Origin of the sequence: Bradyrhizobium sp. SZCCHNS3002 (genome assembly GCF_032377435.1) — a bacterium.
In the GTDB taxonomy this organism is placed as follows: domain Bacteria; phylum Pseudomonadota; class Alphaproteobacteria; order Rhizobiales; family Xanthobacteraceae; genus Bradyrhizobium.
Genome location: NZ_JAUHHY010000009.1, coordinates 122,474 through 145,033, shown reverse-complemented (window position 1 = coordinate 145,033; position 22,560 = coordinate 122,474). Strand labels below are relative to the sequence as shown.

Sequence of the window (22,560 nt, the reverse complement as noted above, 5' to 3'; positions counted from 1 at the left end):
ATCTTGCGCTTTATCGGAATTCATGATTATCTCCCCAGCATCCCGCCTCACCGCAGAGGGGCGTAGCGCGCGATCGTCACGACACGCGAGGTGGGGATGCGATGGCCGCGTTGTTGCCGCAGCATGCTTCGGTGTGCGGACGAACGGTAGCGCGCGGACGTGAAGTCGCAGCGTCCTGATACCCCGACGCTGGTATCAAGCCGCGATGGCGCTGATGTGCCGCGCGGCGATGGTGGCCAACAAGCCCGGCGCACCAGGGAGACTGCGTATAAGCGTGAAGACCGTCGCGCAGGGAATGCCGGAGTGTTCGGCTTTGCCTGTGGTACCTGCCGCCTGCATTTTTTTCTGCAGGCGGGCCATGGGTGAGGCCTTCACCCGGCATTCCCTGCGCCCTCTGCATGATTTGCGAGGGACGTGTTCGATGCATCACTCGGGCGAATCTCGCCGCGAGATCACGTCCTCATGTCTTCAACTCGATCGCTGTTTGAATCGTAAATCCGCCAAACCCACCGCTGTCGTCCCGGACAAGCCGTGACGCGCGCCAGCGGGTCGCGGCGCCGATCCGGGACCCATACGCCGCGGCGGACGTGATGGGCAAAATGCCCATGACCAATTTGCCTCAAACCGCTCCCTGGGGGTATGGGTCCCGGCGTTCGCCGGGACGACGATGGAGTTGGTTGAGACAGACACCCGCCATCCTCGCCGACGTGTCGGACGAGCCGCGGCGCACACGAGCGCTGCGCCGAAGCTGACGCCATGCTTCGCGGGACGGCGCCCGCCTCACCCCATCGCCAGCACCGCGACCGACAGCAGCGCCAGCATCACCGTCGAGCTCAGCAGCTGCAGCGATCCCTCCGGCTTGATACGCCAGCGCAGCACCTTGTCGGCGAGGCCGAGCGTTGCGTCGTAGAACTCCGCCGCGTAGGCTTGCCTGAGCAGGCGCTGAAAGCGCGGGCCTGCCGCCGAGGTCATGAGCACGTGGATGATGGTCGCGCTCGCGACGAAGCCGATGATCCCCGGCCGCAGCGCGGTGCTGTGCGCGAGCTTGAGGATCAGCGCGGCGCCGGCGTAGGTCGGAATGGCCTGGAACAGCGCGGTCAGCGCCATGCCTTCGAGCAAATTGAGCAGCGCCGCCTTCGGCGCGGAGGTGCTGGGGGAGGCGACGGTGAGCATGGCCTGGACATCCGGTTGCGGCGGCCCTCGGCGAGGACCAGACCGCTCCCGTCTAGCCGCCACGTCCGGCTCGGACCGTGAGACCTGTCACGCCGGGCACCGTCTCCGGGCCGAGGCGGGGGCACGCCGCAGACGAGCGGCGCGCCGCATCGACTAGGTCCGGCCCTGCCCGTTCGCCTGGCCCTGCTGCTGCTGACGCTCCTGCTCCTTGGCGCGGTGACGGCCATAGAGGCAGCCGGCGGCGGCGCCGAGCACGCCGTGATGGCCGGCATAATGGCCGGCGACGCCGCCGACGATGGCGCCCTTGATGCACCCCTTGGCCTCGGCGGCCTGCGTCGACAGCAGCGCCAGCGCTGCGACGGAGGCGGCCAGCATGGTCTTCGTGATCGACATCGTCATGATCGAGCTCCGCTTGGATTGGTGCGGGGTAACGGCGACGCCGCGGGCCGGTTCCCGGCTCGCAACCGGCATGACGCGTTGCGCGAACCTTGTCGCGCGCGGTGATGACCCAGAAGCTGAGAGATCAGCTGGATGAGCTGAGAGACGCCCCCCAGACATGATCGTGACGCGATCACCCGCCAAGCTTCCGTTCACCGTACCGGCGCATAGAGCCGGCCGACGGTTACACAGGTGGTTGACGGCCGCGCGCCGGCATCTCCAGAACGACATCGCCGACGCGGGTAGTCCCGTCAGTGGAGACAGGATGATCGAGCACATCAACAAGCAGCGCGTGCGCAGGCTGCTCGAGGCCCATGCCGCCGGCGATTTCGACAGCGTGCTGGCGCAGTGCACGGACGACATCGAGCACTTCGCCTCGGCGCCGATCGACATCTTCCCCCATCTCGGCCGCCGCCGGGGCAAGGCCGAGGTGCGGCAGATGTGGGAGACGTCCCGCAGCCGCTATGCCGAGGTCCGGCACGAGATCAAGACCATGATCTGCGAAGGCGACCAGGTCGCCGTCGATCTGCGCATCTTCCTGCGCAAGCGCGACAACGACCGCATCGTGCAGTACGACCTCGCGGCGTTCTATACGCTGCGCGACGGCCGCGTCGCCCGCATCCGCGAGATCATGGACACCTACGACCTGGTGCAGCAGGTGCTCGAATGCGATCTCAGCCGGCTGCTGATCGCGGGTGCCGCCCGGCCCTGAGGCCGGCACGGCCGTCGCGGACTAGCGCCCGGACCGGCCGATCACGCAAACGTCACCGACGGCGGCCTCATTGCCTTGAACCTGTGGCCCCGGCTCCGCACCCCATCAGCGGTGGTATACGGGGCATTGGTGACATGAGAATAGCATTCCTGGCGATGGCCGGACTGGTGATGGGCGTCGTCGGCGGCGCGACGATCGGCATCGGGCTGGGGCTGGCCTGGATCGAGCTGTTCAACACCAGCGAATTCGAAGGCTATGCGGGCATGCTGGTGTTCTTCACCTTCATGCCGCTCGGCGCCCTGATCGGCGGTCTCGCCGGCGCCACCCTGTTCGGCCTGGCCGCCTTCCGAGAGCACGAGGTCGCGATCGCGCAGCAGCGGTTGCAGCACGAAGGACGCTGACGGCACCGGCGCCCGCGCGCGGGACCGGTAGCGGCGCGCATTTGTGCAATGCAAAAACAACCGTTGCGCGCGCAGGTGGTTGATTTATGTGAGGCGTAAGAGAGATAGATTCGGTGCCCCGGCGCGACGTCGTTTCGACGTCGCCTCAAGGCCGGCGCGCCCCCTCGCAAGCCAATTCAGGATCCCGACCCGATGACGGAGCACAGCCTCTGGCGTCTGTCGCGCGCATTGCATGGCGCGATCAACGACCGCCATTTCGACGATTTCGCCGCGCTTCTCGACGACGACATCGACTGGGCCATCTACGGCCCGATCGACATGTTTCCCTTCCTCGGCGCCCGGCACGGCCGCGCCGCCGTGCTCGACGCCGTCAGGCAGATCGCCGAGCATGTGAGCATCCGGCGGATCGAGCGCGAGACCCTGATGCTGGACGAGACCAGCGCGGCGACCATGGTCCGCTGCGCGATGACGGCGCAGGATTCCGACAAGCCGATCACGGCGCGGCTCGCGCAATTCATGCAATTCCGCGCCGGCAAGCTCGCCCGGCTGCGGATCCTGATCGATACGTTCGACCTGGTCGAGCAGACGCTCGGCCGCCCGATCGACCTGCCGCGCATCGGCAGCTTCGCCTGAGCCGCCCTGCCTGTTGGATTGTGGTCACAGTCACCGGCAACCCAACACATCGTGACTGGCGCAGCCATAATTTTGCGCCAAGATTCCACCATATTCCGGCACACAGGTTCGGGCGGCGGGGGTTGCTCTCATGACATCGTATGGTTGCGCGCTGGCGGTTTTCACGGCCGGCTTCGGCCTTCTTGCGTCCGCCGCCGATGCGCAGACGCTGATGCAGGCGCCGCAGCCGCTGCAGATCGCGCCGTGGCAGCAGATCGCGCCGGAGCCCGAGGACGAGGACAAGTCCGAGGACCAGGTGGCGGCAGCCGACCCGATGCAGGACATCGACGTCGAGAAGCTCGACTGGAGCCAGCTCGCGATCGACGACACCACCTTTCTCGACCGTCCCGAGGCCGCTGCCGCGGCGAAGCGCAAGGCCGCCGCCGAGAAGGCCGCCGCGCTCGACTGGTCGAACCAGAACAAGGGCAGCCTTGCCTCGGGCGTGTCGGTCAAGCAGTCGGTGTCGCCGTTCTGGGACGCCCGCGTCGGCGCCGACATGACGGTCGCGCGGCAGCCGACCACGATGTCGGAATTGCTGGCGGAGAAGGCCGAGAACGGCGGCAATGCTCCGGAGTCCGGCGGCTCGGCCTGGGCGGCCGTCACCGCGCCGGGTGCCGGCGCGATCTGGGACAAGACCGCCATCGAGGCCCGCGTCGATCCCGGCTCGGATCAGAGCCGGCTCGGCACCACCATCACCAAGGCGGTGCCGATCGATCACTACAATCTGACCCTGCAGAACGGCTACAACGTCACCCAGCAGGGCATGGTGCCGATTCCCGGCGCGGCGCCGAAGACCAGCCGCAGCTTCGACACCGAGCAGTCCGCCAGGCTCTCCATTGGCGACACCGGCACCAGCGTCACCGCAGGACAGACCTTGTCGTCGGGCGACGACAAATGGCTGCGCAAGGTCGGCGCCGAGCAGAAGCTATCGGATGGTCTCAGCGTCTCCGGCTCGGTCAGCGAGACCGCGCAGGGCGGCACCAGCAAGAGCATCTCGGCCGGCTTCAAGCGGAGCTGGTGACGTTCACCATTGCGGCAGCCCGCCACGAATGATCGAACGATCGCCGCAGCTTCGCCGCGGTGCGGCCCAATTTGGCCGCACTGATAGGCTTTGAGAACTTCGTCGTGCGGGGACACCGCGCTCGCTTGAACGCGAAATGAGGAAATAGCCGATGAATGTCATTCGTCCGGACAAGATCGATGGAACTGAAGCCGAGCTGGATACGGATCTGGCGGCGGTCTCCGAAGTCGAGGCCGGCATTCGTGATTTCGTCCGTAACGATATTGCCTATCTGCGCCGCCCCAATGCGGCCGCCACGGCCGAGGCCTCGATCGATGCCGATGCAGCGGTGAACAGCGTCACCACGCTGATCCAGCGCGTCGCCGGCACCTCGCTGTCGGAGATCGAGAACCTGATCGGCGAGCTCGAGAGCCTGCGCGAACTGCTGCATGCCGAGGGCCAGCGGGTGCAGCGCGAGATCGCGAGCTACGCCCAGCTCAGCCAGGCGGCGATGAAGTCGACCCGCGCCATCGCCGAGAACGTGACGCAGTGGAAGCGCGCCGCCGACGGCCTGCGCAGCAGCTGATCGTTCTTTCCGGAGCTTGAAGCGGACCGCCGTGCGAGCCATCGCGCGGCGGTCTTTGCCTTTGCAGCGCCACGTCCTTGAACGCGCCGCGGCCCTCCCGCTCTCGTGGCGGGCAGGTTGCGTCAGGGGGGTGTCGCTTTCATGGAAACGATCCGGCCAGACAACACCGATCCGATTCCCCTGAGGCCTGAGCCTCAGCGGATCGGGATCATCATGGTCCGCTTCGTCGGATTGCTGCTGGTGGCCATGGCGGTCATGGTGCTCATCTGGAGCCGCTAGACCGCCTCTGCGAACAGGACCGCCCGGTCCGTTCTGGTTAACGAGTAGTTAAGCCGTCACTCGTTGATCGTCGCAGACGTCTCGAGCGAATACGAGCCGTCGGCATAGCCCTTCACGACCATTCCCGTCGCGAGCATCACCGCGAGCGTCACGCTGGCAAAGATAAAGCCGAGGAGTTTCAGACCACCGCGATCTGCCATACTCATCCCCCACATCCTGATCCCTGATTGGCTGTCTTATAGAGTCCGAGTTCAGAATGCGTTAGCGCGAACTTCGTTCCGTGCCGACAATCCTACGAAGCGTGACCTTTTCGCCTCAACCGTTGTTCCGCCTCGGGACAAAGGCCGACGCAAGCACCGAGAACACCAGCTCGCCGCCCTGATTGATGCCGGTGTTGCGCGCTTGCAGGATGCCCCATTCGGGGCGCGAGGCCGACTCGCGAAGCGAATCAATCTCGCTCGAGAAGCTGATCGTATCGCCTGCAAGCACCGGCTTGTGCCAGCGCAGCTCACGAAAGCCGGGAGAAGGACCTCCGAGAACGACCGGCTCGCCGCGCGAGCGCGCGATCTCCAGGAGACGCTGGTTGTCTGCGACGATCAGCTTCATGCAGACGGAGCCGACGTGCCATCCCGATGCCGCGAGCCCGCCGAACAGCGATCGGCGGCCCTCTTCCTCGTCGAGGTGAAAGCGTTGCGGATCGAATTGAACGGCGAAGCGCTTAATCTCATCGGCCGTGAACGTGTAGGAGCCGAGCTCGCGGCGCTGGCCAACCTGAAGATCCTCGAAGAAGCGCATCAGCCCACCTGCTCGCGGCTCTCGCGGCGCTCGACGATGATCGGAGAGACCATCTCGCAAAGTCTCAAGCCTGCCTCGTTGCGCACGCTGCACTTGAAGGTGACGATCCCCGTCGACGGCCGGCTCCGCGACACCCGCGCTTCCAGAACCTCCACATCGAGCATCAGCTCATCGTCAGGACGCAACGGCGACAACCACCTGACCTCGTTGACGCCCGGCGAGCCGAGCGAGGCGGTGCGGCCGATGAAGCCGTCGAACATCATGCGCATCATCAGCGAGCAGAGGTGCCAGCCCGAGCCGGACAGGCCCTTGAGCATCGACTGCGAGGCGGCCAGTTCGTCCAGATGCATCGGCTGCGGATCAAACTCAGACGCGAAGGCGATGATCTCATCGCGGGTGACGTGTCGCGGGCCGAAGCTGCCGAACGGGCCTTGCGGAAAATCTTCGAAGGTGAGGGTCATGAGGTTGGGAATGGCTGAAAGAAGCCCGATTGTGGCCGCACTTTGCAGCAATCACAACCGGGCCGCTCGCATGGCTGACGCCCGGTCCAGTCGCAAGAGAGTGCCAGAAGGCGCCATATACCGGAATGAATTCGGCTGCCGCCGATGCCGTCTGGCGCGCAATTCGAGCACGACTTAAAGACGGATTTGACGACCGATTCGGACGTGGCCGGGGGATCAGGATGTTGGAATTTCGCGATTTGTTCCAGTGGGACCGCTTCATCACGCCCACCATCATCAAGACGTTCTATTGGCTCGTGATTGCGCTGATCATCCTGTCGGGAATTCGCGGCATTTTCACGGGCCTCTCCGAAATGGCGATCAGCCCGTTCGGCGGTTTCCTGATGCTGCTGTCGTCGCTCGCCGGCATCATCGTCGGCATGGTGTTCTCGCGCATCATCGCCGAGTTCGTGCTGATCGTCTTCCGCATCAACGAGCACCTCGGCGCAATCCGCGAACAGGGGCGGATGTAGCCGCCCCACACGGCCTTAGTTGTTGAAGCGGAAGTGCATCACGTCGCCATCGGCGACGACATACTCCTTGCCTTCGAGGCGCAGCTTGCCGCCCTCGCGCGCGCCAGCCTCACCGCCGAGCGCGACATAGTCGGCATAGGCAATGGTCTCAGCGCGGATGAAGCCTTTCTCGAAGTCGGTGTGAATGACGCCAGCCGCCGCCGGCGCCTTGGTGCCGCGGTGAATGGTCCAGGCGCGCGCTTCCTTCGGACCGACGGTAAAGTAGGTAATGAGGTCGAGCAGCTGATAGCCGGCGCGGATGAGCCGATCGAGACCAGCCTCTTCGAGCCCGAGCGTCTCCAGGAAATCCACCCGCTCCTCGCGCGACAGCGTCGCGATCTCGGATTCGATCTTGGCCGAGATCACGACCGCGACCGCCCCCTCTTCCTTGGCGCGCGCGAACACCGCCTGTGAGAAACTGTTGCCGTCCTTGGCCGAGCCTTCCTCGACATTGCAGACGTAGAGCACGGGCTTGGAGGTGAGCAGTCCGAGCATGCCGAAGGCGCGCTCCTCCTCGGGCTTGCGCTCCAGCAGCCGCGCCGGCTTGCCGTCGCGCAGCAGCACGAGAGCACGGGTAACGAGCTCGTACTGCTCCTTGGCGTCCTTGTCGCCGCCCTTTGCCTTCTTGGAGAGGTTGTCGACCCGCTTCTCGAGGCTGTCGAGATCGGACAGCATCAGTTCGGTCTCGATGGTCTCGATGTCGGCGAGCGGGGCGATCTTGCCCTCGACGTGGGTGATGTCGGAATCCTCGAAGCAGCGCACCACATGGGCGATCGCATCGACCTCGCGGATGTTGGCAAGAAACTGGTTGCCGAGGCCCTCACCCTTGGAGGCACCGCGCACGAGGCCTGCAATGTCCACGAAGGTGAGCCGCGTCGGAATGATCTGGCCGGACTTGGCGATCGCCGCGAGCTTCTCGAGCCGCGGATCGGGCACAGCGACCTCGCCGACATTCGGCTCGATGGTGCAGAACGGATAGTTCGCCGCCTGCGCAGCCGCCGTCTCCGTCAGCGCGTTGAACAGCGTCGACTTGCCGACGTTGGGCAACCCGACGATCCCGCATTTGAATCCCATGACCCGTCCCGCATCCTTTCGGACAACGCCCGAAGCGCTCACGCGGCGCCGGCGTCGCCCTTGTCCAGAAAACCTTTGGCCTGCAGCGCCAGATGCACCTTGTTGGCGAAGGTGGAGTCGCGCTTGCCGGTCAACAATTCAGCATTGTCGGCCACCGCCTCGCACAACGCCTCGACCCACGGCATGTCGGACTTGGCGAAGTCCGACAGCACGTGCCCATGCACCAGCTCCTTGACGCCGGGATGGCCGATGCCGAGCCGGACGCGGCGGTAGTCGTTGCCCAGATGCGCCGAGATCGAACGCAGTCCGTTATGACCAGCAATGCCACCGCCGACCTTCACGCGCAGCTTGCCCGGTTGCAGTTCGAGCTCGTCCTGAAACACGGTGACGTCGCCGACGCCGAGCTTGAAGAAGCTGGCCGCTTCCTGCACCGCGCGGCCGGATTCGTTCATATAGGTGGTCGGCTTCAGGAGAATGACGCGCTCGGAGTCGAGTGTGCCTTCGGACGTCTCGCCCCGAAACCTGCGCCGCCACGGCGAGAAGCGGTGACGCCGCGCGATCTCGTCAACGGCCATGAAGCCGATATTGTGCCGGTTGCGCGCATATTTCGCGCCGGGATTGCCGAGGCCGACAAACAGCAGCATGACGCGGCATCCGCACCCGCCGTCGCTTCGGGAAGCACGGGACCCGCCCGCGCTTCCCAGAAGCGGAACGGCTTACTTCTTCTTGTCGCCGCCAGCCGGCGCCTTGGCCGCGGCCGCGGGAGCCTTCGCAGCGGCAGCCGGAGCAGCAGCGGCGGGAGCCGCGGCAGCGCCAGCAGCAGCCTTCTGCTCCTCGCCATAGCCCGACGGCGGCACGATGGTGACGAGCGTCGCGTCGTCGCGCGACAGCGTCTTCACGCCGGTCGGCAGCTTGACGTCGGAGATGTGCAGCGAGTGGTTGATCTCGAGCGCGCTGACGTCGGCCTCGATGAACTGCGGGATGTTCTCCGCGAGGCACTCGAGGTCGAGCGTGTGGGTCACGATGTTGACGGTGCCACCGCGCTTGACGCCCGGCGCGCCTTCCGAGCCCACCACGTGCAGCGGCACGCTGACGCGAATGGTCGCGCCCTGGCCGAGCCGCATGAAGTCGACGTGGATCGGGAAGTCCTTGACCGGATCGAGATGGAAGTCGCGCGGGATCACCCGGTGCTTCTTGCCGTCGAGGGTGACGTCGAAGATCGTGGTCAGAAACCGGCCTGCGAGGATGCGCTGGCGCAGCTCGCGGTCTTCCACCGAGATCGGCAGCGGGGGCTGGTTGTCTCCATAAATCACTCCGGGCACTCTCCCGGCGCGACGCTCTGCCCGTGCGGCCCCCTTGCCGACTGACGGACGGGCGGTCGCCTTCAGTTCTCTGACGGTCGCCATCGTGTTAAGTCCTTGTTTTAAAAAGTTAAAGGCCGCGATGCGGCCCGTTGCTGGACGTCCTTCGGCAAGCCTCCAGGGGTGCGGGGGCCGCGGACGTGGCGGCGTTCTAGCGGCAAACCCGGGAAATGACAAGGAAATGAAGGGACCGGCGGCCCCTTCATCCCACCAACTCTCCGGAGGTATTTCGCGCGGGTCAGCCGTCCGCGCTGCCGGCGCCCGGCGGCGTGCCGGCCGCGCCACCCAGCTTGGCCTCCAGCGCCGCGATCCGCGCCTTCAGCGCCTCGTTCTCCTCGCGGGCGAGCCGGGCCATGTCCTTGACCGCCTCGAACTCCTCGCGCTTCACGATGTCCAGATCGTTCAGGATCTTTTCCGCCTGGTTGCGGATGACGGAATCGACCTCCCGCTTCATGCCCTGGGCGGCACCTGCGGCATCGTTCATCAGGCGGCCGAGTTCGTCGAAAAACCGGTTGTTGGTCTGAGTCATGTGAGAAACTCCGCGTCCCGCGACGAGCACGATGATGGAAGACAGAATGGCGATCCCTGTCGCCGCCCGCAAGATGGGCCGTCTTGTCATGCCTTGGTTTCCTTGTCATCGTACTTGTTGCGCCGGCCCGCGGCGCTGGTATGAGCAGCCCTGAGATCACATCGCGCCGCGCCCGTTCATGTGGCGGAGCTCGTTCGAAGCCCGCATCGCCCTCGGGCTTCCGGAAGCGGGACGCCGTGCCCACGAAAGCCAGTGAATGACGCCTCTCCTCATCGATTTCCCCGTGTTCGATCCGGTTGCGATCGCCATCGGCCCGTTCGCGATCCGCTGGTACGCGCTGGCCTATATCTGCGGCATCGTCATCGGCTGGCTCTACGCGCGCTCGCTGCTCAAGAAAGAGCGGCTGTGGGGCGGCCCGGCGCCGGTGTCGCTGGTCCAGCTCGACGATTTCATCCTGTGGGTCACGATCGGCATCATCCTCGGCGGCCGCACCGGTTACGTGCTGTTCTACAACCTGCCGTTCTTCATCGAGCACCCGCTGGAGATCTTCCAACTGTGGAACGGCGGCATGTCGTTTCATGGCGGCTTCATGGGCTGTGTGCTCGCCGTGATCTGGTTCGCCCGCCGCAACGGCCTGCCGATCATCTCGCTCGGCGACGTCACCACCGCGGTCGCGCCCATCGGCCTGCTGCTCGGCCGCATCGCCAATTTCATCAATGGTGAGCTGTGGGGCCGTGCCGCCGATGCGAGCGTTCCCTGGGCGATGATCTTCCCGCGCGATCCGACCCACCTCCCGCGCCATCCGAGCCAGCTCTACGAGGCCGGCCTCGAAGGCATCGTGCTGTTCATCGTGCTGGCGATCATGATCCGGTTCGGCGCGCTGAAACGGCCCGGCCTGATCCTCGGCAGCTTCATCACCCTCTACGGCGTGGCGCGCATCACCAGCGAGCTGTTCCGCGAGCCCGACAAGCAATTGGGCTTTCTCTGGGGTGGCCTGACCATGGGCATGGTGCTGTCGGTGCCGATGCTGATCATCGGCGCCATCCTGGTGGCGCGGGCGCTCCGCAGGCCTGAGAGTCGTCAAGCCACTCCCCCGCTGCAGGCCAATCCGTGATCGAAACCTCTCCGCTCCACACCGAGATCAAGCGGCTGATCAAGGCATCCGGCCCGATGCCGGTCTGGCGCTACATGGAGCTGTGCCTGATGCATCCGGAGCACGGCTACTACGTCTCGCGCGATCCGCTCGGACGCGAGGGCGACTTCACCACCGCCCCCGAAGTGAGCCAGATGTTCGGCGAGCTGCTCGGGCTGTGGGCGGCCTCGATCTGGAAGGCGACGGGATCGCCGCAGCAATTCCGGCTGATCGAGCTGGGACCCGGCCGCGGCACCATGATGTCGGATGCGCTGCGGGCGCTGCGCGTGCTGCCGCCGCTGTACCAGACGATCTCGGTCCACCTGGTCGAGGTCAATCCTGTCCTGCGCGAAAAGCAGAAGGCGACGCTGACCGGCCTGCGCAACATCAACTGGCACGAGAGCTTCGACGAGGTGCCGGAGGGCCCCAGCGTCATCTTCGCCAACGAGTATTTCGACGTGCTGCCGATCCACCAGATGATCAGGCGCGAGACCGGCTGGCACGAGCGCGTGGTCGAGCTCGACGAGGAGGACAACTTCGTCTACGGCGCGGCCGCGGATCCAACGCCCGGCTTCGAGCTGCTGCTGCCGCCGCTGGTGCGCGCCGCGCCGGCCGGCGCGATCTTCGAATGGCGGCCGAACATGGAGATGATGGCCATCGCCAGGCGCATCCGCGACCAGCGCGGCGCCGCCGTCATCATCGATTACGGCCATGTGCGCAGCGACGTCGGCGACACCTTCCAGGCGATCGCCCGCCATAGCTTCGCTGATCCCCTGAAGACACCGGGGCTTGCCGACATCACCGCCCATGTCGATTTTGACGCGCTGGCGCGGGCCGCGGAAGCCGTCGGCGCGCGCGTTCACGGCCCGGTCACGCAGGGCGAGTTCCTGCAGCGGCTCGGCATCGAAACCCGCGCGCTGACCCTGATGCAGAAGGCCTCGCCGGAAGTCTCGGAGGACATCGCGAGCGGGCTGAAGCGCCTGACCGGCGGCGGCCGCGGCGGAATGGGGTCGCTGTTCAAGGTGCTCGGCATCTCCGATCCGGCCATTCCGGTGCTGGCGGGCATCAGCGACGAGCACACCAACGAGAAGACGGGAGGCGCGTGATGCTGGTATCATCGGATGTGATGTCCGCGGTCCCTGGCCTGCGCCACGCCTTCTTCACCCGCGAGGGCGGCGTCTCCGACGGCATCTATGCCGGCCTCAATGGCGGGCTCGGATCGAATGACGTGCCGGAGAACGTCCGGGAAAACCGCCGCCGCATGGCCGCCCATCTCGGCGTCGCGCCCGACCAGTTCCTCAGCCTGCACCAGATTCATTCGCCCGACGTCGTGGTTGCGACCGGGCCCTGGGACGGCCCCGTCAGGCCGAAGGCCGATGCGCTGGTGACCGCGACGCCGAATCTCGCGATCGGCGTCACCACGGCCGATTGCGGGCCGATCCTGTTCGTCGACCCGCATAAGCGCGTCATCGGCGCGGCCCATGCCGGCTGGAAAGGTGCGCTCACCGGCGTGCTCGAAGCCACGCTGCAGGCGATGGAGGAGCTCGGCGCAGAGCGCGGCCGGATCATTGCCGCGATCGGCCCCCTGATCCGCCAGCCGAGCTACGAGGTCGGCGCCGAGTTCGTCACGCGCTTCCTCGACGACGACGCCGAGCACGCGCGCTTCTTCCTGCCGTCGACGCGCGACGGCCACGCGATGTTCGACCTGGCCGGCTTCATCCGGATGCGGCTGGAAAACGCCGGCGTGCTGCTGATCGACGATATCGGCCTCGACACCTATGTCGACGAGCGCTTCTTCAGTTACCGCCGCTCGGTCCATCGCAGCGAGCCGGACTATGGCCGGCACGTCCATGCCATCATGCTCGAAGGCTGAAGCTGGGCGCGATTGTGGCCGCATGTGGATTGCTTAACCCTTTCTGTACAACTGAATGCACTCTGTCCCAATCTGTGGCAGCCGCGACCTAGACGTTAATCGATTTTAACGATATCGCTCCCGACGATGAGGGGAGCGCCGACACCACTTCGACGGATCAGCCGCGCTGCGCAGCACGCCTGCGTTGCCGTTTTGCTGATCACGTCCGCTGCAGCGCTCGGCGGCTGCGCGACCAGCGGCGGTCCGTCCAACGCCTACGCGATGGCGCCTGCATCGGATAACGCCACGATCGCCTTCGAGCAGATCGACGGCCCGCCACCGCAAATCTTCGACCGCATGGTCAGCGTGCTCGACAGCGAGTCCAAGCTGCGCAGCCTCGCCATCGTGTCGCGCGAGGCCCCTGCAGCGTATCGTGTCCGCACCTATCTCTCCGCCCAGGTCGTCGGCGGCAAGGGCGTGATCGCCTGGGTGTTCGACGTCTACGATCGCAATCAGCAGCGCGCGCTGCGGCTGTCGGGCGAAGAGCCGGTCGGACGCGGCGGCCGCGATCCGTGGAACAATGTCGACGACATAGTGCTTCGGAAAATCGCGCAGGCCGGCTTCAGCGGACTTTCGAACATGCTGAACGGCACCGCGCCCGTCGACGGCGCGCCCCCGGTGGCACCGGCCACCCGCGGCCCTGCGGTCGCCGTGGCCGAGCCCGCATCGCCGGTGTCCGGCGGCACCAGCGTCGCGGCCCTCGGCTACACCGACCATTAGGCAAGGAGGCGCATTTTGCGCCGTTTTTGACCGGGAAAAACAGCCGTTTGACCGGGAAAAACACTTGCGGCGGGTTGCCATGCGCGCGGTGTCCTTGATATCACCTCGCCCGTGCAAAACTGCCGGTTCCATGGATAGCCCGATATGCTGAACAAGGTCTCCAGCGAGACGCGAGGAGAATTCACGATGTCGGCCAAGAACGGCTCCATCAAACTCGTCGCCGGCAACTCCAATCCGGCTCTCGCCGCCGGCATCGCCGCTGAGCTCGGGCTGCCGCTGACGAAGGCGGTGGTTCGGCGCTTCGCCGACATGGAGATCTTCGTCGAGATCCAGGAGAACGTCCGCGGCTCCGACGTCTTCATCATTCAATCGACGTCCTATCCGGCGAACGACCTGCTGATGGAGCTCCTGATCATCACCGATGCGCTGCGCCGCGCCTCCGCGCGCCGCATCACCGCCGTGGTGCCCTATTTCGGCTATGCGCGGCAGGATCGAAAATCTGCCTCGCGCACGCCGATCTCGGCCAAGCTCGTCGCCAACCTGATCACCCATGCCGGCGTCGACCGCGTCATGACGCTCGACCTGCATGCCTTGCAGATCCAGGGCTTTTTCGACATCCCGGCCGACAATCTCTATGCTTCGCCGCTGATGGTGCGCGACATCAAGGATCGGTTCGATCTCTCCAACCTCATGGTCGTATCGCCCGACGTCGGCGGCGTGGCGCGCGCGCGTGGCCTCGCCAAGCGCATCAACACGCCGCTCGCCATCGTCGACAAGCGCCGCGAGCGTCCCGGCGAGTCCGAGGTCATGAACGTGATCGGCGAAGTCTCCGGCCACACCTGCATCCTTGTCGATGACATCGTCGACTCCGGCGGCACCCTGGTGAACGCGGCCGATGCGCTTCTCAAGCACGGCGCCAAGGACGTCTACGCCTACATCACCCACGGCGTGCTCTCCGGTGGAGCGGCGAGCCGCATCACCTCCTCGCGCCTGAAGGAGCTCGTCATCACCGACTCCATCATGCCGACCGAAGCCGTCCGCAACGCGCCGAACATCCGCACGTTGCCGATCGCGCCGCTGATCGCCGAGGCGATCGGGCGAACCGCTGCCGAAGAGTCGGTGTCGAGCCTGTTCGACTGATATCGTCTCTCGTACGGCAAGAACGTCATCATCAAATTCCACTGTCATTCCCCGCGAAAGCGGGGAATCCAGTACGCCGCGGCGCCTCGATCAATCACAGCCATCTCCCTTTACTGGATCGCCCGGTCCCGTCTTCGCCTTCGGCTTTGACGCGGCCAAGAGCACTTTGGGCGCGCCGCAGCTTCAGCGAAGGCGGCAAGCCGGGCGATGACGCTGGTGTTTGGGCAAAGGGCCTGCCCCACACTCCGTCATTGCGAGGAGCGCAGCGACGAAGCAATCCAGACTGCCTCCTCTGAAGGATCCTGGATTGCTTCGCTCCGCTCGCAAATGACGCCTGTGGTATCTTTCATCAGGACAACATCCGACAGGACTTGCGCATAAGCCTAAGCGATCTCGCGGCGCGCGTTGCGTCCGAGCTTTGATCACAGCATCGCCCTCTTGATGGAGGGCGCAGGGAAGGCCGGGCGCTGGCCGCGCCCGTGGCCCGCCTGCGAAAAAAATGCAGGCGGCAGGTACCACAGGTCTGGCCGAACACACCCGGCCCTCCCTGCGCGATGGCTTTACGGCTGCTTCGCAGTCTCCCCGGTGCACCGGGCTTTCTGGCCACCGTTGCCCGCGCGGCGCGTGAGCGCCGGCACAGGCGTGACACCAGCGTCGGGGTGTCAGGACCGTGCGACTTGACCGTGCGTGCCGGATCGTTCGTCGGCGCGGCATCCGCCACGCTGCGACCCGACCCGCCCATCGCATTCCGCTGCCGACGTCCGTGACGACCGCGATACGTCCCCTCCGACGCAACGGAACGGCCCGGACCATAATGCTGATTTGGCGAAACCTCCAGCGATTTATTTTTATCCGAAGGGCTGGACAGGACTTGCGGAGAGAAGCGTGATTTGGGCGACGGGCACGCGCTGGACCGAACGGACACTGACGCGGAGAGACGCGGCGGATTACGGCTTCGCCTAATCCGCCCTATGCTCAAACCCGTAGGGCGGATTAGCGCAGCGTAATCCGCCCTTGTCCAGCGCGAGAGTTTCAAGACAGCCTGATCCGGTCAACGCTCGCCGTAAGTCCCGTTCACATCGACATCGCCAGCCCAATCTGCCGGAAATACTCCTTCACGCACGTCTCGGTGGAAGGACGAATGCGGCCAGTCCTCCACTCGACTTACCAGGCGATGCTTCACCGGATTGATGTAACAATACTCCACGTGCCGGGCATAATCTTCCTCGTCGCGAATGAGATGCTCCCAAAACCGGCGCTGCCAGATGCCGCGTTCCTGGTTCGCTATCCGAGCGGCGCTGAGGTACTCCGTCTTTGGAAGCGCTCGTGCGAAACGGCTTTTGATCAAGCGCCAACGCGTTGAAAAATCCGCATCTTCGGGAGGCAAAGTCCAGACCGCATGAAGATGATCCGGCATGACGACGAAGGCATCGATTTCGAATGGAAAACGGCGCCTGGTAGCGGCGACGGCAGACCGCAGGACGTCGATGTGCTCGATCAGCAGAGCTTGACGTCGGTCGAGAAGGTTCACGGTGAAGAACCAGGATCTGCCCGGAACGAATGCGCGTCGATAGTTGGGCATGGAGCATGGTCCGCGTCGAGATGACCGACGTAAGCCTACTCGCTGAGGATGTATGGATTCAAGATTTGCGGCGGATTACGGCTTCGCCTAATCCGCCCTACGCTCAAAACCCGTAGGGCGGATTAGCGCAGCGTAATCCGCCGATCAGCCCAACGCCTTGCACAGCTCGTCCCGTTCGGCCAAAACATCCCCTACGACGCCAAGGACAACAACAAGAACACACACCGAGCCCCGCCCCTCCATGTTCAGCGCCATCGAACGCCCCGCGGCCCCGCCGCCCGGCCTCGGCCAGATCATCAGCGATTTCGGCCCGCTGTATGCCTCGCACGGCTTCATCGGCTGGCTGTTCGCGATTACCGGGCCGGTCGCCATCATCCTGTCGGTCGGCGCCAATGGCGGGCTGTCGCAGGCGGAGATCGCGTCGTGGATCTTCGGCGTATTCTTCATCAACGGGCTGATCACGCTCGCGCTGTCGTGGCGCTATCGCGAGCCGTTGGTGCTGTTCTGGACCATTCCGGGCACCGTCCTGGTCGGCCAGTCGCTGACGCATCTGAGCTTCCCGCAGGTGGTCGGCGCCTTCTACGGCACCGCGCTGTTGATGCTGGTGCTCGGGCTCACCGGCTGGGTCAAGCGCGCGATGCAACTGGTGCCGATGCCGATCGTGATGGGCATGGTCGCTGGCGTATTCCTGCGCTTCGGCCTCGATCTCGTCCGCGCCGTGTTCACCGACTTCGCCATCGCCGGGCCGATGGTCGTGCTCTGGCTGCTGCTGACCGCACTCCCTGCGCTGGGCCGGCGCTGCCCGCCGATCATCGGCGCGCTCGTCGTCGGCACGCTCGCGGCTCTCCTGTTCGGCAAGTATGATCAGAATGCCTCGCTGCAGATCGCGCTGATCCATCCGGTGATCCCGACGCCATCCTGGTCGCTCGCGGCCATGATCGAGCTGATCGTGCCGCTCGCGGTCACCGTGCTGGTGGTGCAGAACGGCCAGGGCTTTGCGGTGCTGACCGCTGCCGGCCACAAGCCGCCGGTCAATGTGGTGACCGTCGCCTGCGGAATCGGCTCGGCGCTCGCGGCGATGGTGGGCGGCGTGTCGACCTGCCTGACCGGACCGACCAACGCCATCGTCGTCTCCGGCGGCGAGCGCAAGCGCCACTATACCGCGGCGATGGTCGTCGGCGTGCTGGCGCTCGGCTTCGGCCTGCTGGCGCCGACCTTCACCACGCTGCTGCTGATCGCGCCGAAATCATTGATCACCGCGCTGGCGGGCCTCGCCATGCTGCGCGTGCTGCAGACCGCGTTCGTGACCGCGTTCAGGACCAACTTCTCCCTCGGCACGCTGATCGCCTTCCTCGTCACCGTGGCCGACGTGCCCCTGCTCAATATCGGCGCGGCGTTCTGGGGACTCGTGGCAGGCTTTGCAATCTCGTGGCTGCTGGAGCGGGCGGATTTCACCGCCGCATCGGGCGCATAACGGATTGCCGCGGCGCACCACGCGCTGTCGTCGCATCCCCAGCCGAACGGGCACCATGCTGTTGCAGCGTCGCTGGATCGCGCTACACTTCACGACCAAACAAAAAGTCTTCTGGGAGGATATGATGACCGCGATCACGCGCCGCAACATGCTTGCGGGTACGGCAGCAGCAGGCGCGCTTGCGCTTACCGGCCAGCCCGCCTGGTCGGAGCCGCAGTGGAAGAAATATGCCGGCACCAGGCTCGAGGTGATCCTCGCCAAGGGGCCGCGCGGCGACAATCTGCAGAAGAACATCAAGGAATTCACCGCGCTGACCGGCATCGAGGTGGAATCCGAGCAAATCCCGGAGCAGCAGCAGCGGCAGAAGGTCGTGATCGAACTGTCGTCGGGCAAGCCGAGCTTCGACGTCGTCCATCTCAGCTATCACGTGCAGAAGCGGCAGTTCGAGAAGGCCGGCTGGCTCGCCGACATCACCGACATGATGAAGGATCCGAACCTCACCGCGCCGGACCTCGTGCAGAGCGATTTCTCCGCCGCCGGCCTGAGTTACGCCAGCAACGACAAGGGCCGCATGTTCTCGCTGCCGTGGTCGGTGGACTACTTCATCCTCTACTACAACAAGGAGCTGTTCGCGAAGAAGGGCATCGAGGTGCCGAAGACGCTCGACGAGATGGTCACGGCGGCGCAGAAGCTGACGGATGCCAAGGACGGCATCTTCGGCTTCGTCGGCCGCGGCCTGCGCAACGCCAACATGACGTTGTGGACCAACTTCTTCCTCAACTATGGCGGCGAGTTCCTGGACGCCAAGGGCAACATCCTGACCGACGGCCCGGAAGCCATCGAAGCCACCAAGCTTTATCAGAAGCTGCTGACGACCTGCGCGCCTCCGGGCGTCGCCGGCTTCAACTGGATGGAGTCGATGGCCTCGTTCACGCAAGGGCGCTCGGCGATGTGGATCGACGGCGTCGGCTGGGCGCCGCCGCTGGAGGATCCCAATGCTTCGCGCGTGGTCGGCAAGGTCGGCTACACCGTGGTGCCCGCCGGACCGAAGGGACGGTACTCGGCGACCTATGGCGACGGCATCGGCATTGCGGCTGCGAGCAAGAACAAGGAAGCCGCCTGGCTGCTGTGCCAGTGGCTGGTGTCGAAGCCGCAGGGCGCCCGCCTGGTGCAGGCCGGCGGCGGCGTGCCGTTCCGCAACTCGGTGCTCAACGACCCCGGGGTGCAGGGCGGCGTGAAGATGCCGAAGGAGTGGCTGCAGTCGGCGATCGACTCCGGCAAGATCAGCAAGCTCGGCCTGCCTGTGATCATTCCCGTCGCCGAATTCCGCGATCTCGTCGGTGCGGCGCTGACCGCCACGCTGTCGGGCGCCGATCCCGCGACCGAGCTGAAGAAGGCGCACGAGCAGTTCCGCCCGATCCTGGAGCGCAGCGAGAAAGCGTGAGCACGATCGTCGAACAGGCCGGCGCGGCAGCCGACGCCGCTGCGCCGGAACGTGCGTTGCGGCCGCCGTCGTACTGGCCGTTCGTGGTGCCGGCGCTGGTCACCGTGCTCGCGGTGATCATCTTTCCCTGGCTGTTCACGATCTGGATGAGCTTCCAGGAGTGGAAGGTCGGTTCGCCCACGACCTTCGTCGGGCTGTCGAACTATGTCCGGCTGCCGGCCGACCCGCGCTTCGTCGAGTCGGTCGGACACACGCTGTCCTACACGGCTCTCTCCGTGCTGCTGCCGCTGGTGCTCGGCACCTTCGCGGCGGTGATCTTCCATGCGCGTTTCCCCGGACGCGGGCTGTTGCGCGCGCTGTTCATCATGCCGATGATGGCGACACCGGTCGCGATCGCGCTGGTGTGGACGATGATGTTCCACCCGCAGCTCGGCATCCTGAACTATCTCTTGTCGCTCGTCGGCCTGCCGCCGCAGCTCTGGGTGTTCCATCCGGCCACCGTGATTCCGTCGCTGGTGCTGGTCGAGACCTGGCAATGGACGCCGCTGGTGATGCTGATCGTGCTCGGCGGCATCGCCTCGCTGCCGACCGAACCTTACGAGAGCGCACAGATCGACGGCGCCAGCACCTGGCAGATGTTCCGCTACATCACCCTGCCGCTGATCATGCCGTTCCTGTTCATCGCCGCGATGATCCGCGCCATCGACGCGATCAAGAGCTTCGACATCATCTTCGCAATCACGCAAGGCGGTCCGGGCTCGGCGTCGGAGACCATCAACCTCTACCTCTACAGCGTCGCCTTCGTCTATTACGACCTCGGCTATGCCTCGGCGATCGCGGTGGTGTTCTTCGCGCTGATCGTGGCGCTGACCGCACTGTTGCTGATGCTGCGCCGGCGCGCACAGTGGAATGCGCTGGGGAGCGACACATGAGCGCGCAGACCATCCTCGGCCGGCTCGCCCTTGCGCTCGGCGTCTTCCTGATCGTCTCGCCGGCGATCCTGTTCTTCCTCTGGATGATCTCGCTGTCGGTCAAGTTCGAGGTCGACAACGCCGCCTATCCGCCGGTGTTCTGGCCGGAACACTTCGCCTGGAAGAACTATGCCGACGTGCTGTCGTCCAACCGTTTCTTCACCTACTTCAGGAACAGCCTCTTGGTGACCGGCGGCGCGACGGCGCTGGCGATGCTGGTCGGCGTGCCCGCCGGCTACGGCATCGCCCGCATGGCCGCGCACAAATCGGCGATCGTGATCCTGATCGCGCGCATCACGCCGGGCCTGTCCTATCTGATCCCGCTGTTCCTCTTGTTCCAGTGGCTCGGCCTGCTCGGCACGCTATGGCCGCAGATCATCATCCATCTCGTCGTCACCGTGCCGATCGTGATCTGGATCATGATCGGCTATTTCGAGACCACGCCGATCGAGCTCGAGGAAGCCGCACGTATCGATGGCGCGACGCGCTGGCAGGTTTTCCGTCACGTGGCATTGCCGGTGGCGAAGCCCGGCCTCGCCGTCGCCTTCATCCTCGCGGTGATCTTCTCCTGGAATAATTTCGTGTTCGGCATCGTGCTGGCCGGGCGCGAGACCCGCACCCTGCCGGTCGCGGTCTACAACATGATCTCGTTCGATCAGCTCTCCTGGGGGCCGCTCGCGGCGGCCGCGCTGATCGTGACCCTGCCGGTGCTGCTGCTGACCGTGTTCGCGCAGCGGCAGATCGTGGCCGGCCTGACGGCGGGTGCGGTCAAGGGCGGCTGACGGGTATAATGCATACCAAAGAGAACCGCGACGGAATGCCAAATTTGCCTTGGTCAGGCCATAGTCTGCCACTTGGTTACCTGCGTGGAACCGGGATTCGCCCCGCGCCTGCGGCGCGGCGGTGACCGCGTTGACGGTTTCATCTCGTCTCCGTGCCGGCTTCGTTCCAGCCGAATACCACTGCGCCGCACGATCGACCGGCTCCGGATTTGCGCTCCGCCCGGCCCGTCGTGCAATCCATCACCGGCTGAACGCCAGACCGACGAAAGCTGCATGACGTCCGATCGCGACGCCTCCGCGCCAGACCGATTGACTGCCCTGTTGCAGACCGAGCTGCTCGACTCGCCGCCGGAGCCGGGCTTCGATCGCGTCACCCGTTTGACCTCGCGGCTGCTGCAGGCCCCGGCGGCGATCATCGCGCTGGTGGATCGCGACCGGCAGTTCTTCAAGAGCTCGGTCGGCCTGTGCGAGCCGTGGGCGTCGCTGCGCGAGACGCCGCTCAGCCACTCCTTCTGCCAGCACGTCGTGACCTCGGCGCAGCCGCTGGTGATCAGCGACGCCAACGAGCATCCGCTGGTGAGGGACAATCTCGCGGTGCCGGTTCTCGGCGTGATCGCCTATCTCGGCGTCCCCTTGCGGCTGCCGAGCGGCGAGGTGATCGGCGCGCTCTGCGCCATCGATCACGAGCCGCGGCCGTGGAGCGACGACGACATCGCCCAGCTCACCGAGCTCAGCGAGATCGTGATGGACGAGATCGCGCTGCGCACCGAGAATGCGCGGCGGCGCACGATCGAGCAGCATCATCGCGTGCTCGTCCATGAGCTCAATCACCGTGTCAAGAACACGCTGGCGCTGGTCGACAGCGTGATCGCGCTCAGCATCCGCGCCGATTCGGCGCTGGCCGAGTTCGGCGAGGTGCTGCGCGGCCGCATTGCCGCGCTGACGCGCAGCCACGCGCTGGCGCTGGATCGCGGCCGGGAGGCGATCGCGCTCGATGAGCTGGTCTGCGCCGAGCTGGCGCCGCTGCAAGGCGACCGCGTCGCGGTCGACGGCCCGGCCGTGCCGCTTGCGCCGGGCGTCGCGCTGTATCTGTCGATGGGGCTGCACGAGCTCGTCACCAACGCGGTGAAATACGGCGCGCTGTCGAACGATGCAGGACAGGTGACGCTGAGCTGGACCCATGCCGACGGACGGCTCAAGCTGTCCTGGGAGGAGAACGGCGGGCCGCAGGTCTCCCCACCTGCGAGCAACGGCTTCGGCTCGCTGCTGTTCGAGCGCATTCTCGGCGCCGCGCTGAAGGGCGAGGTCACGCGCGACTTCGCGCCGGATGGGCTCAGGGTCTCGTTCGACCTGCCGCTCGCGCCATGACGG

The 22,560-nt window shown here is 65.6% G+C and carries 28 protein-coding genes; 17 read left to right on the top strand and 11 right to left on the bottom strand.

Annotated features, from left to right (window positions below):
- Nucleotides 1–195 precede the first annotated feature (195 nt).
- The 3 genes from QW845_RS20135 to QW845_RS20125 all read right to left on the bottom strand — a co-directional run bounded on the left by QW845_RS20135 (nucleotide 196) and on the right by QW845_RS20125 (nucleotide 1,548).
- A complete protein-coding gene (locus tag QW845_RS20135) occupies nucleotides 196–360 on the bottom strand; it encodes a hypothetical protein (RefSeq protein WP_315803286.1) in 165 nt (54 codons plus the stop codon).
- A gap of 420 nt (nucleotides 361–780) precedes the next feature.
- Nucleotides 781–1,173, bottom strand: coding sequence for a hypothetical protein (locus QW845_RS20130; protein WP_315803285.1), 393 nt, complete (start codon nucleotides 1,171–1,173; stop codon nucleotides 781–783).
- 153 nt (nucleotides 1,174–1,326) lie between these two features.
- Nucleotides 1,327–1,548, bottom strand: a complete 222-nt coding sequence (locus QW845_RS20125) for a hypothetical protein (RefSeq protein WP_315803492.1) — start codon at nucleotides 1,546–1,548, stop codon at nucleotides 1,327–1,329.
- Nucleotides 1,549–1,876: 328 nt separating this feature from the next.
- Here QW845_RS20125 and QW845_RS20120 point away from each other — a divergent pair, with 328 nt between their 5' ends.
- From QW845_RS20120 to QW845_RS20095, 6 genes are all read left to right on the top strand, one after another.
- Nucleotides 1,877–2,323, top strand: a complete 447-nt coding sequence (locus QW845_RS20120; protein ID WP_315803284.1) for a nuclear transport factor 2 family protein — start codon at nucleotides 1,877–1,879, stop codon at nucleotides 2,321–2,323.
- 134 nt (nucleotides 2,324–2,457) lie between these two features.
- Entirely contained in the window at nucleotides 2,458–2,724 is a 267-nt protein-coding gene (locus tag QW845_RS20115; protein WP_315803283.1) for a hypothetical protein, read from the top strand.
- A 192-nt stretch (nucleotides 2,725–2,916) separates the two neighbouring features.
- A complete protein-coding gene (locus tag QW845_RS20110) occupies nucleotides 2,917–3,357 on the top strand; it encodes a nuclear transport factor 2 family protein (protein WP_315803282.1) in 441 nt (146 codons plus the stop codon).
- Nucleotides 3,358–3,487: 130 nt separating this feature from the next.
- The gene (locus QW845_RS20105) at nucleotides 3,488–4,417 is read left to right on the top strand and encodes a hypothetical protein (RefSeq protein WP_315803281.1); all 930 of its coding nucleotides are present in this window, start codon (nucleotides 3,488–3,490) and stop codon (nucleotides 4,415–4,417) included.
- Nucleotides 4,418–4,568: 151 nt separating this feature from the next.
- Nucleotides 4,569–4,982: a hypothetical protein gene (locus QW845_RS20100; RefSeq protein WP_315714086.1), complete on the top strand. Its 414-nt coding sequence runs from the start codon at nucleotides 4,569–4,571 to the stop codon at nucleotides 4,980–4,982.
- Nucleotides 4,983–5,123: 141 nt separating this feature from the next.
- A complete protein-coding gene (locus QW845_RS20095; protein ID WP_315803280.1) occupies nucleotides 5,124–5,261 on the top strand; it encodes a hypothetical protein in 138 nt (45 codons plus the stop codon).
- Between the two features lie 56 nt (nucleotides 5,262–5,317).
- On the opposite strand, the gene QW845_RS20090 is transcribed toward QW845_RS20095, so the two are convergent.
- The 3 genes from QW845_RS20090 to QW845_RS20080 form a co-directional block, all read right to left on the bottom strand.
- Entirely contained in the window at nucleotides 5,318–5,467 is a 150-nt protein-coding gene (locus QW845_RS20090) for a hypothetical protein (protein WP_315714401.1), read from the bottom strand.
- 109 nt (nucleotides 5,468–5,576) lie between these two features.
- Entirely contained in the window at nucleotides 5,577–6,056 is a 480-nt protein-coding gene (locus QW845_RS20085) for a MaoC family dehydratase (RefSeq protein WP_315803279.1), read from the bottom strand.
- Entirely contained in the window at nucleotides 6,056–6,517 is a 462-nt protein-coding gene (locus QW845_RS20080; protein WP_315803278.1) for a MaoC family dehydratase, read from the bottom strand. The genes QW845_RS20085 and QW845_RS20080 overlap by 1 nt, the downstream gene beginning before the upstream one ends.
- A gap of 221 nt (nucleotides 6,518–6,738) precedes the next feature.
- Here QW845_RS20080 and QW845_RS20075 point away from each other — a divergent pair, with 221 nt between their 5' ends.
- Complete coding sequence (locus QW845_RS20075; RefSeq protein WP_315714083.1) at nucleotides 6,739–7,029, top strand: DUF4282 domain-containing protein; 291 nt, start codon at nucleotides 6,739–6,741, stop codon at nucleotides 7,027–7,029.
- A 15-nt stretch (nucleotides 7,030–7,044) separates the two neighbouring features.
- Here the strand turns inward: QW845_RS20075 and ychF are convergent, their stop codons facing one another.
- The 4 genes from ychF to QW845_RS20055 all read right to left on the bottom strand — a co-directional run bounded on the left by ychF (nucleotide 7,045) and on the right by QW845_RS20055 (nucleotide 10,032).
- Complete coding sequence (gene ychF / locus QW845_RS20070) at nucleotides 7,045–8,142, bottom strand: redox-regulated ATPase YchF (protein WP_315803277.1); 1,098 nt, start codon at nucleotides 8,140–8,142, stop codon at nucleotides 7,045–7,047.
- Nucleotides 8,143–8,180: 38 nt separating this feature from the next.
- Nucleotides 8,181–8,786 (bottom strand): aminoacyl-tRNA hydrolase, encoded by a 606-nt coding sequence (gene pth, locus QW845_RS20065; protein WP_315803276.1) that lies wholly within the window; start codon nucleotides 8,784–8,786, stop codon nucleotides 8,181–8,183.
- A gap of 72 nt (nucleotides 8,787–8,858) precedes the next feature.
- Complete coding sequence (locus QW845_RS20060; protein WP_315803275.1) at nucleotides 8,859–9,548, bottom strand: 50S ribosomal protein L25/general stress protein Ctc; 690 nt, start codon at nucleotides 9,546–9,548, stop codon at nucleotides 8,859–8,861.
- A 193-nt stretch (nucleotides 9,549–9,741) separates the two neighbouring features.
- Entirely contained in the window at nucleotides 9,742–10,032 is a 291-nt protein-coding gene (locus tag QW845_RS20055) for an accessory factor UbiK family protein (RefSeq protein WP_315714079.1), read from the bottom strand.
- A 256-nt stretch (nucleotides 10,033–10,288) separates the two neighbouring features.
- Between QW845_RS20055 and lgt the strand changes: the two genes are divergently transcribed.
- The 5 genes from lgt to QW845_RS20030 all read left to right on the top strand — a co-directional run bounded on the left by lgt (nucleotide 10,289) and on the right by QW845_RS20030 (nucleotide 14,936).
- Entirely contained in the window at nucleotides 10,289–11,146 is an 858-nt protein-coding gene (gene lgt / locus QW845_RS20050) for a prolipoprotein diacylglyceryl transferase (RefSeq protein WP_315803274.1), read from the top strand.
- Nucleotides 11,143–12,270, top strand: a complete 1,128-nt coding sequence (locus tag QW845_RS20045) for a class I SAM-dependent methyltransferase (RefSeq protein WP_315803273.1) — start codon at nucleotides 11,143–11,145, stop codon at nucleotides 12,268–12,270. Before lgt ends, QW845_RS20045 begins: the two co-directional genes overlap by 4 nt.
- A gap of 20 nt (nucleotides 12,271–12,290) precedes the next feature.
- Entirely contained in the window at nucleotides 12,291–13,037 is a 747-nt protein-coding gene (gene pgeF, locus QW845_RS20040; protein ID WP_409997944.1) for a peptidoglycan editing factor PgeF, read from the top strand.
- Nucleotides 13,038–13,163: 126 nt separating this feature from the next.
- Nucleotides 13,164–13,796, top strand: a complete 633-nt coding sequence (locus QW845_RS20035) for a hypothetical protein (protein ID WP_315803271.1) — start codon at nucleotides 13,164–13,166, stop codon at nucleotides 13,794–13,796.
- 186 nt (nucleotides 13,797–13,982) lie between these two features.
- Nucleotides 13,983–14,936, top strand: coding sequence for a ribose-phosphate pyrophosphokinase (locus QW845_RS20030; protein ID WP_315803270.1), 954 nt, complete (start codon nucleotides 13,983–13,985; stop codon nucleotides 14,934–14,936).
- 1,051 nt (nucleotides 14,937–15,987) lie between these two features.
- On the opposite strand, the gene QW845_RS20025 is transcribed toward QW845_RS20030, so the two are convergent.
- Nucleotides 15,988–16,518 carry an REP-associated tyrosine transposase gene (locus QW845_RS20025; protein ID WP_315803269.1) on the bottom strand — a complete coding sequence of 177 codons (531 nt, stop codon included), beginning with the start codon at nucleotides 16,516–16,518 and terminating at the stop codon, nucleotides 15,988–15,990.
- 241 nt (nucleotides 16,519–16,759) lie between these two features.
- Between QW845_RS20025 and QW845_RS20020 the strand changes: the two genes are divergently transcribed.
- The 5 genes from QW845_RS20020 (at nucleotide 16,760) to QW845_RS20000 (ending at nucleotide 22,557) form a co-directional block, all read left to right on the top strand.
- Nucleotides 16,760–17,992, top strand: a complete 1,233-nt coding sequence (locus tag QW845_RS20020) for a benzoate/H(+) symporter BenE family transporter (protein ID WP_315803268.1) — start codon at nucleotides 16,760–16,762, stop codon at nucleotides 17,990–17,992.
- Nucleotides 17,993–18,116: 124 nt separating this feature from the next.
- Complete coding sequence (locus QW845_RS20015; protein ID WP_315803267.1) at nucleotides 18,117–19,436, top strand: sugar ABC transporter substrate-binding protein; 1,320 nt, start codon at nucleotides 18,117–18,119, stop codon at nucleotides 19,434–19,436.
- Nucleotides 19,433–20,368, top strand: a complete 936-nt coding sequence (locus QW845_RS20010) for a sugar ABC transporter permease (protein WP_315803266.1) — start codon at nucleotides 19,433–19,435, stop codon at nucleotides 20,366–20,368. The genes QW845_RS20015 and QW845_RS20010 overlap by 4 nt, the downstream gene beginning before the upstream one ends.
- Nucleotides 20,365–21,189, top strand: coding sequence for a carbohydrate ABC transporter permease (locus tag QW845_RS20005; RefSeq protein WP_315803265.1), 825 nt, complete (start codon nucleotides 20,365–20,367; stop codon nucleotides 21,187–21,189). The genes QW845_RS20010 and QW845_RS20005 overlap by 4 nt, the downstream gene beginning before the upstream one ends.
- A gap of 273 nt (nucleotides 21,190–21,462) precedes the next feature.
- A complete protein-coding gene (locus tag QW845_RS20000) occupies nucleotides 21,463–22,557 on the top strand; it encodes an HWE histidine kinase domain-containing protein (RefSeq protein WP_315803264.1) in 1,095 nt (364 codons plus the stop codon).
- The last annotated feature ends 3 nt before the right edge of the window (nucleotides 22,558–22,560 follow it).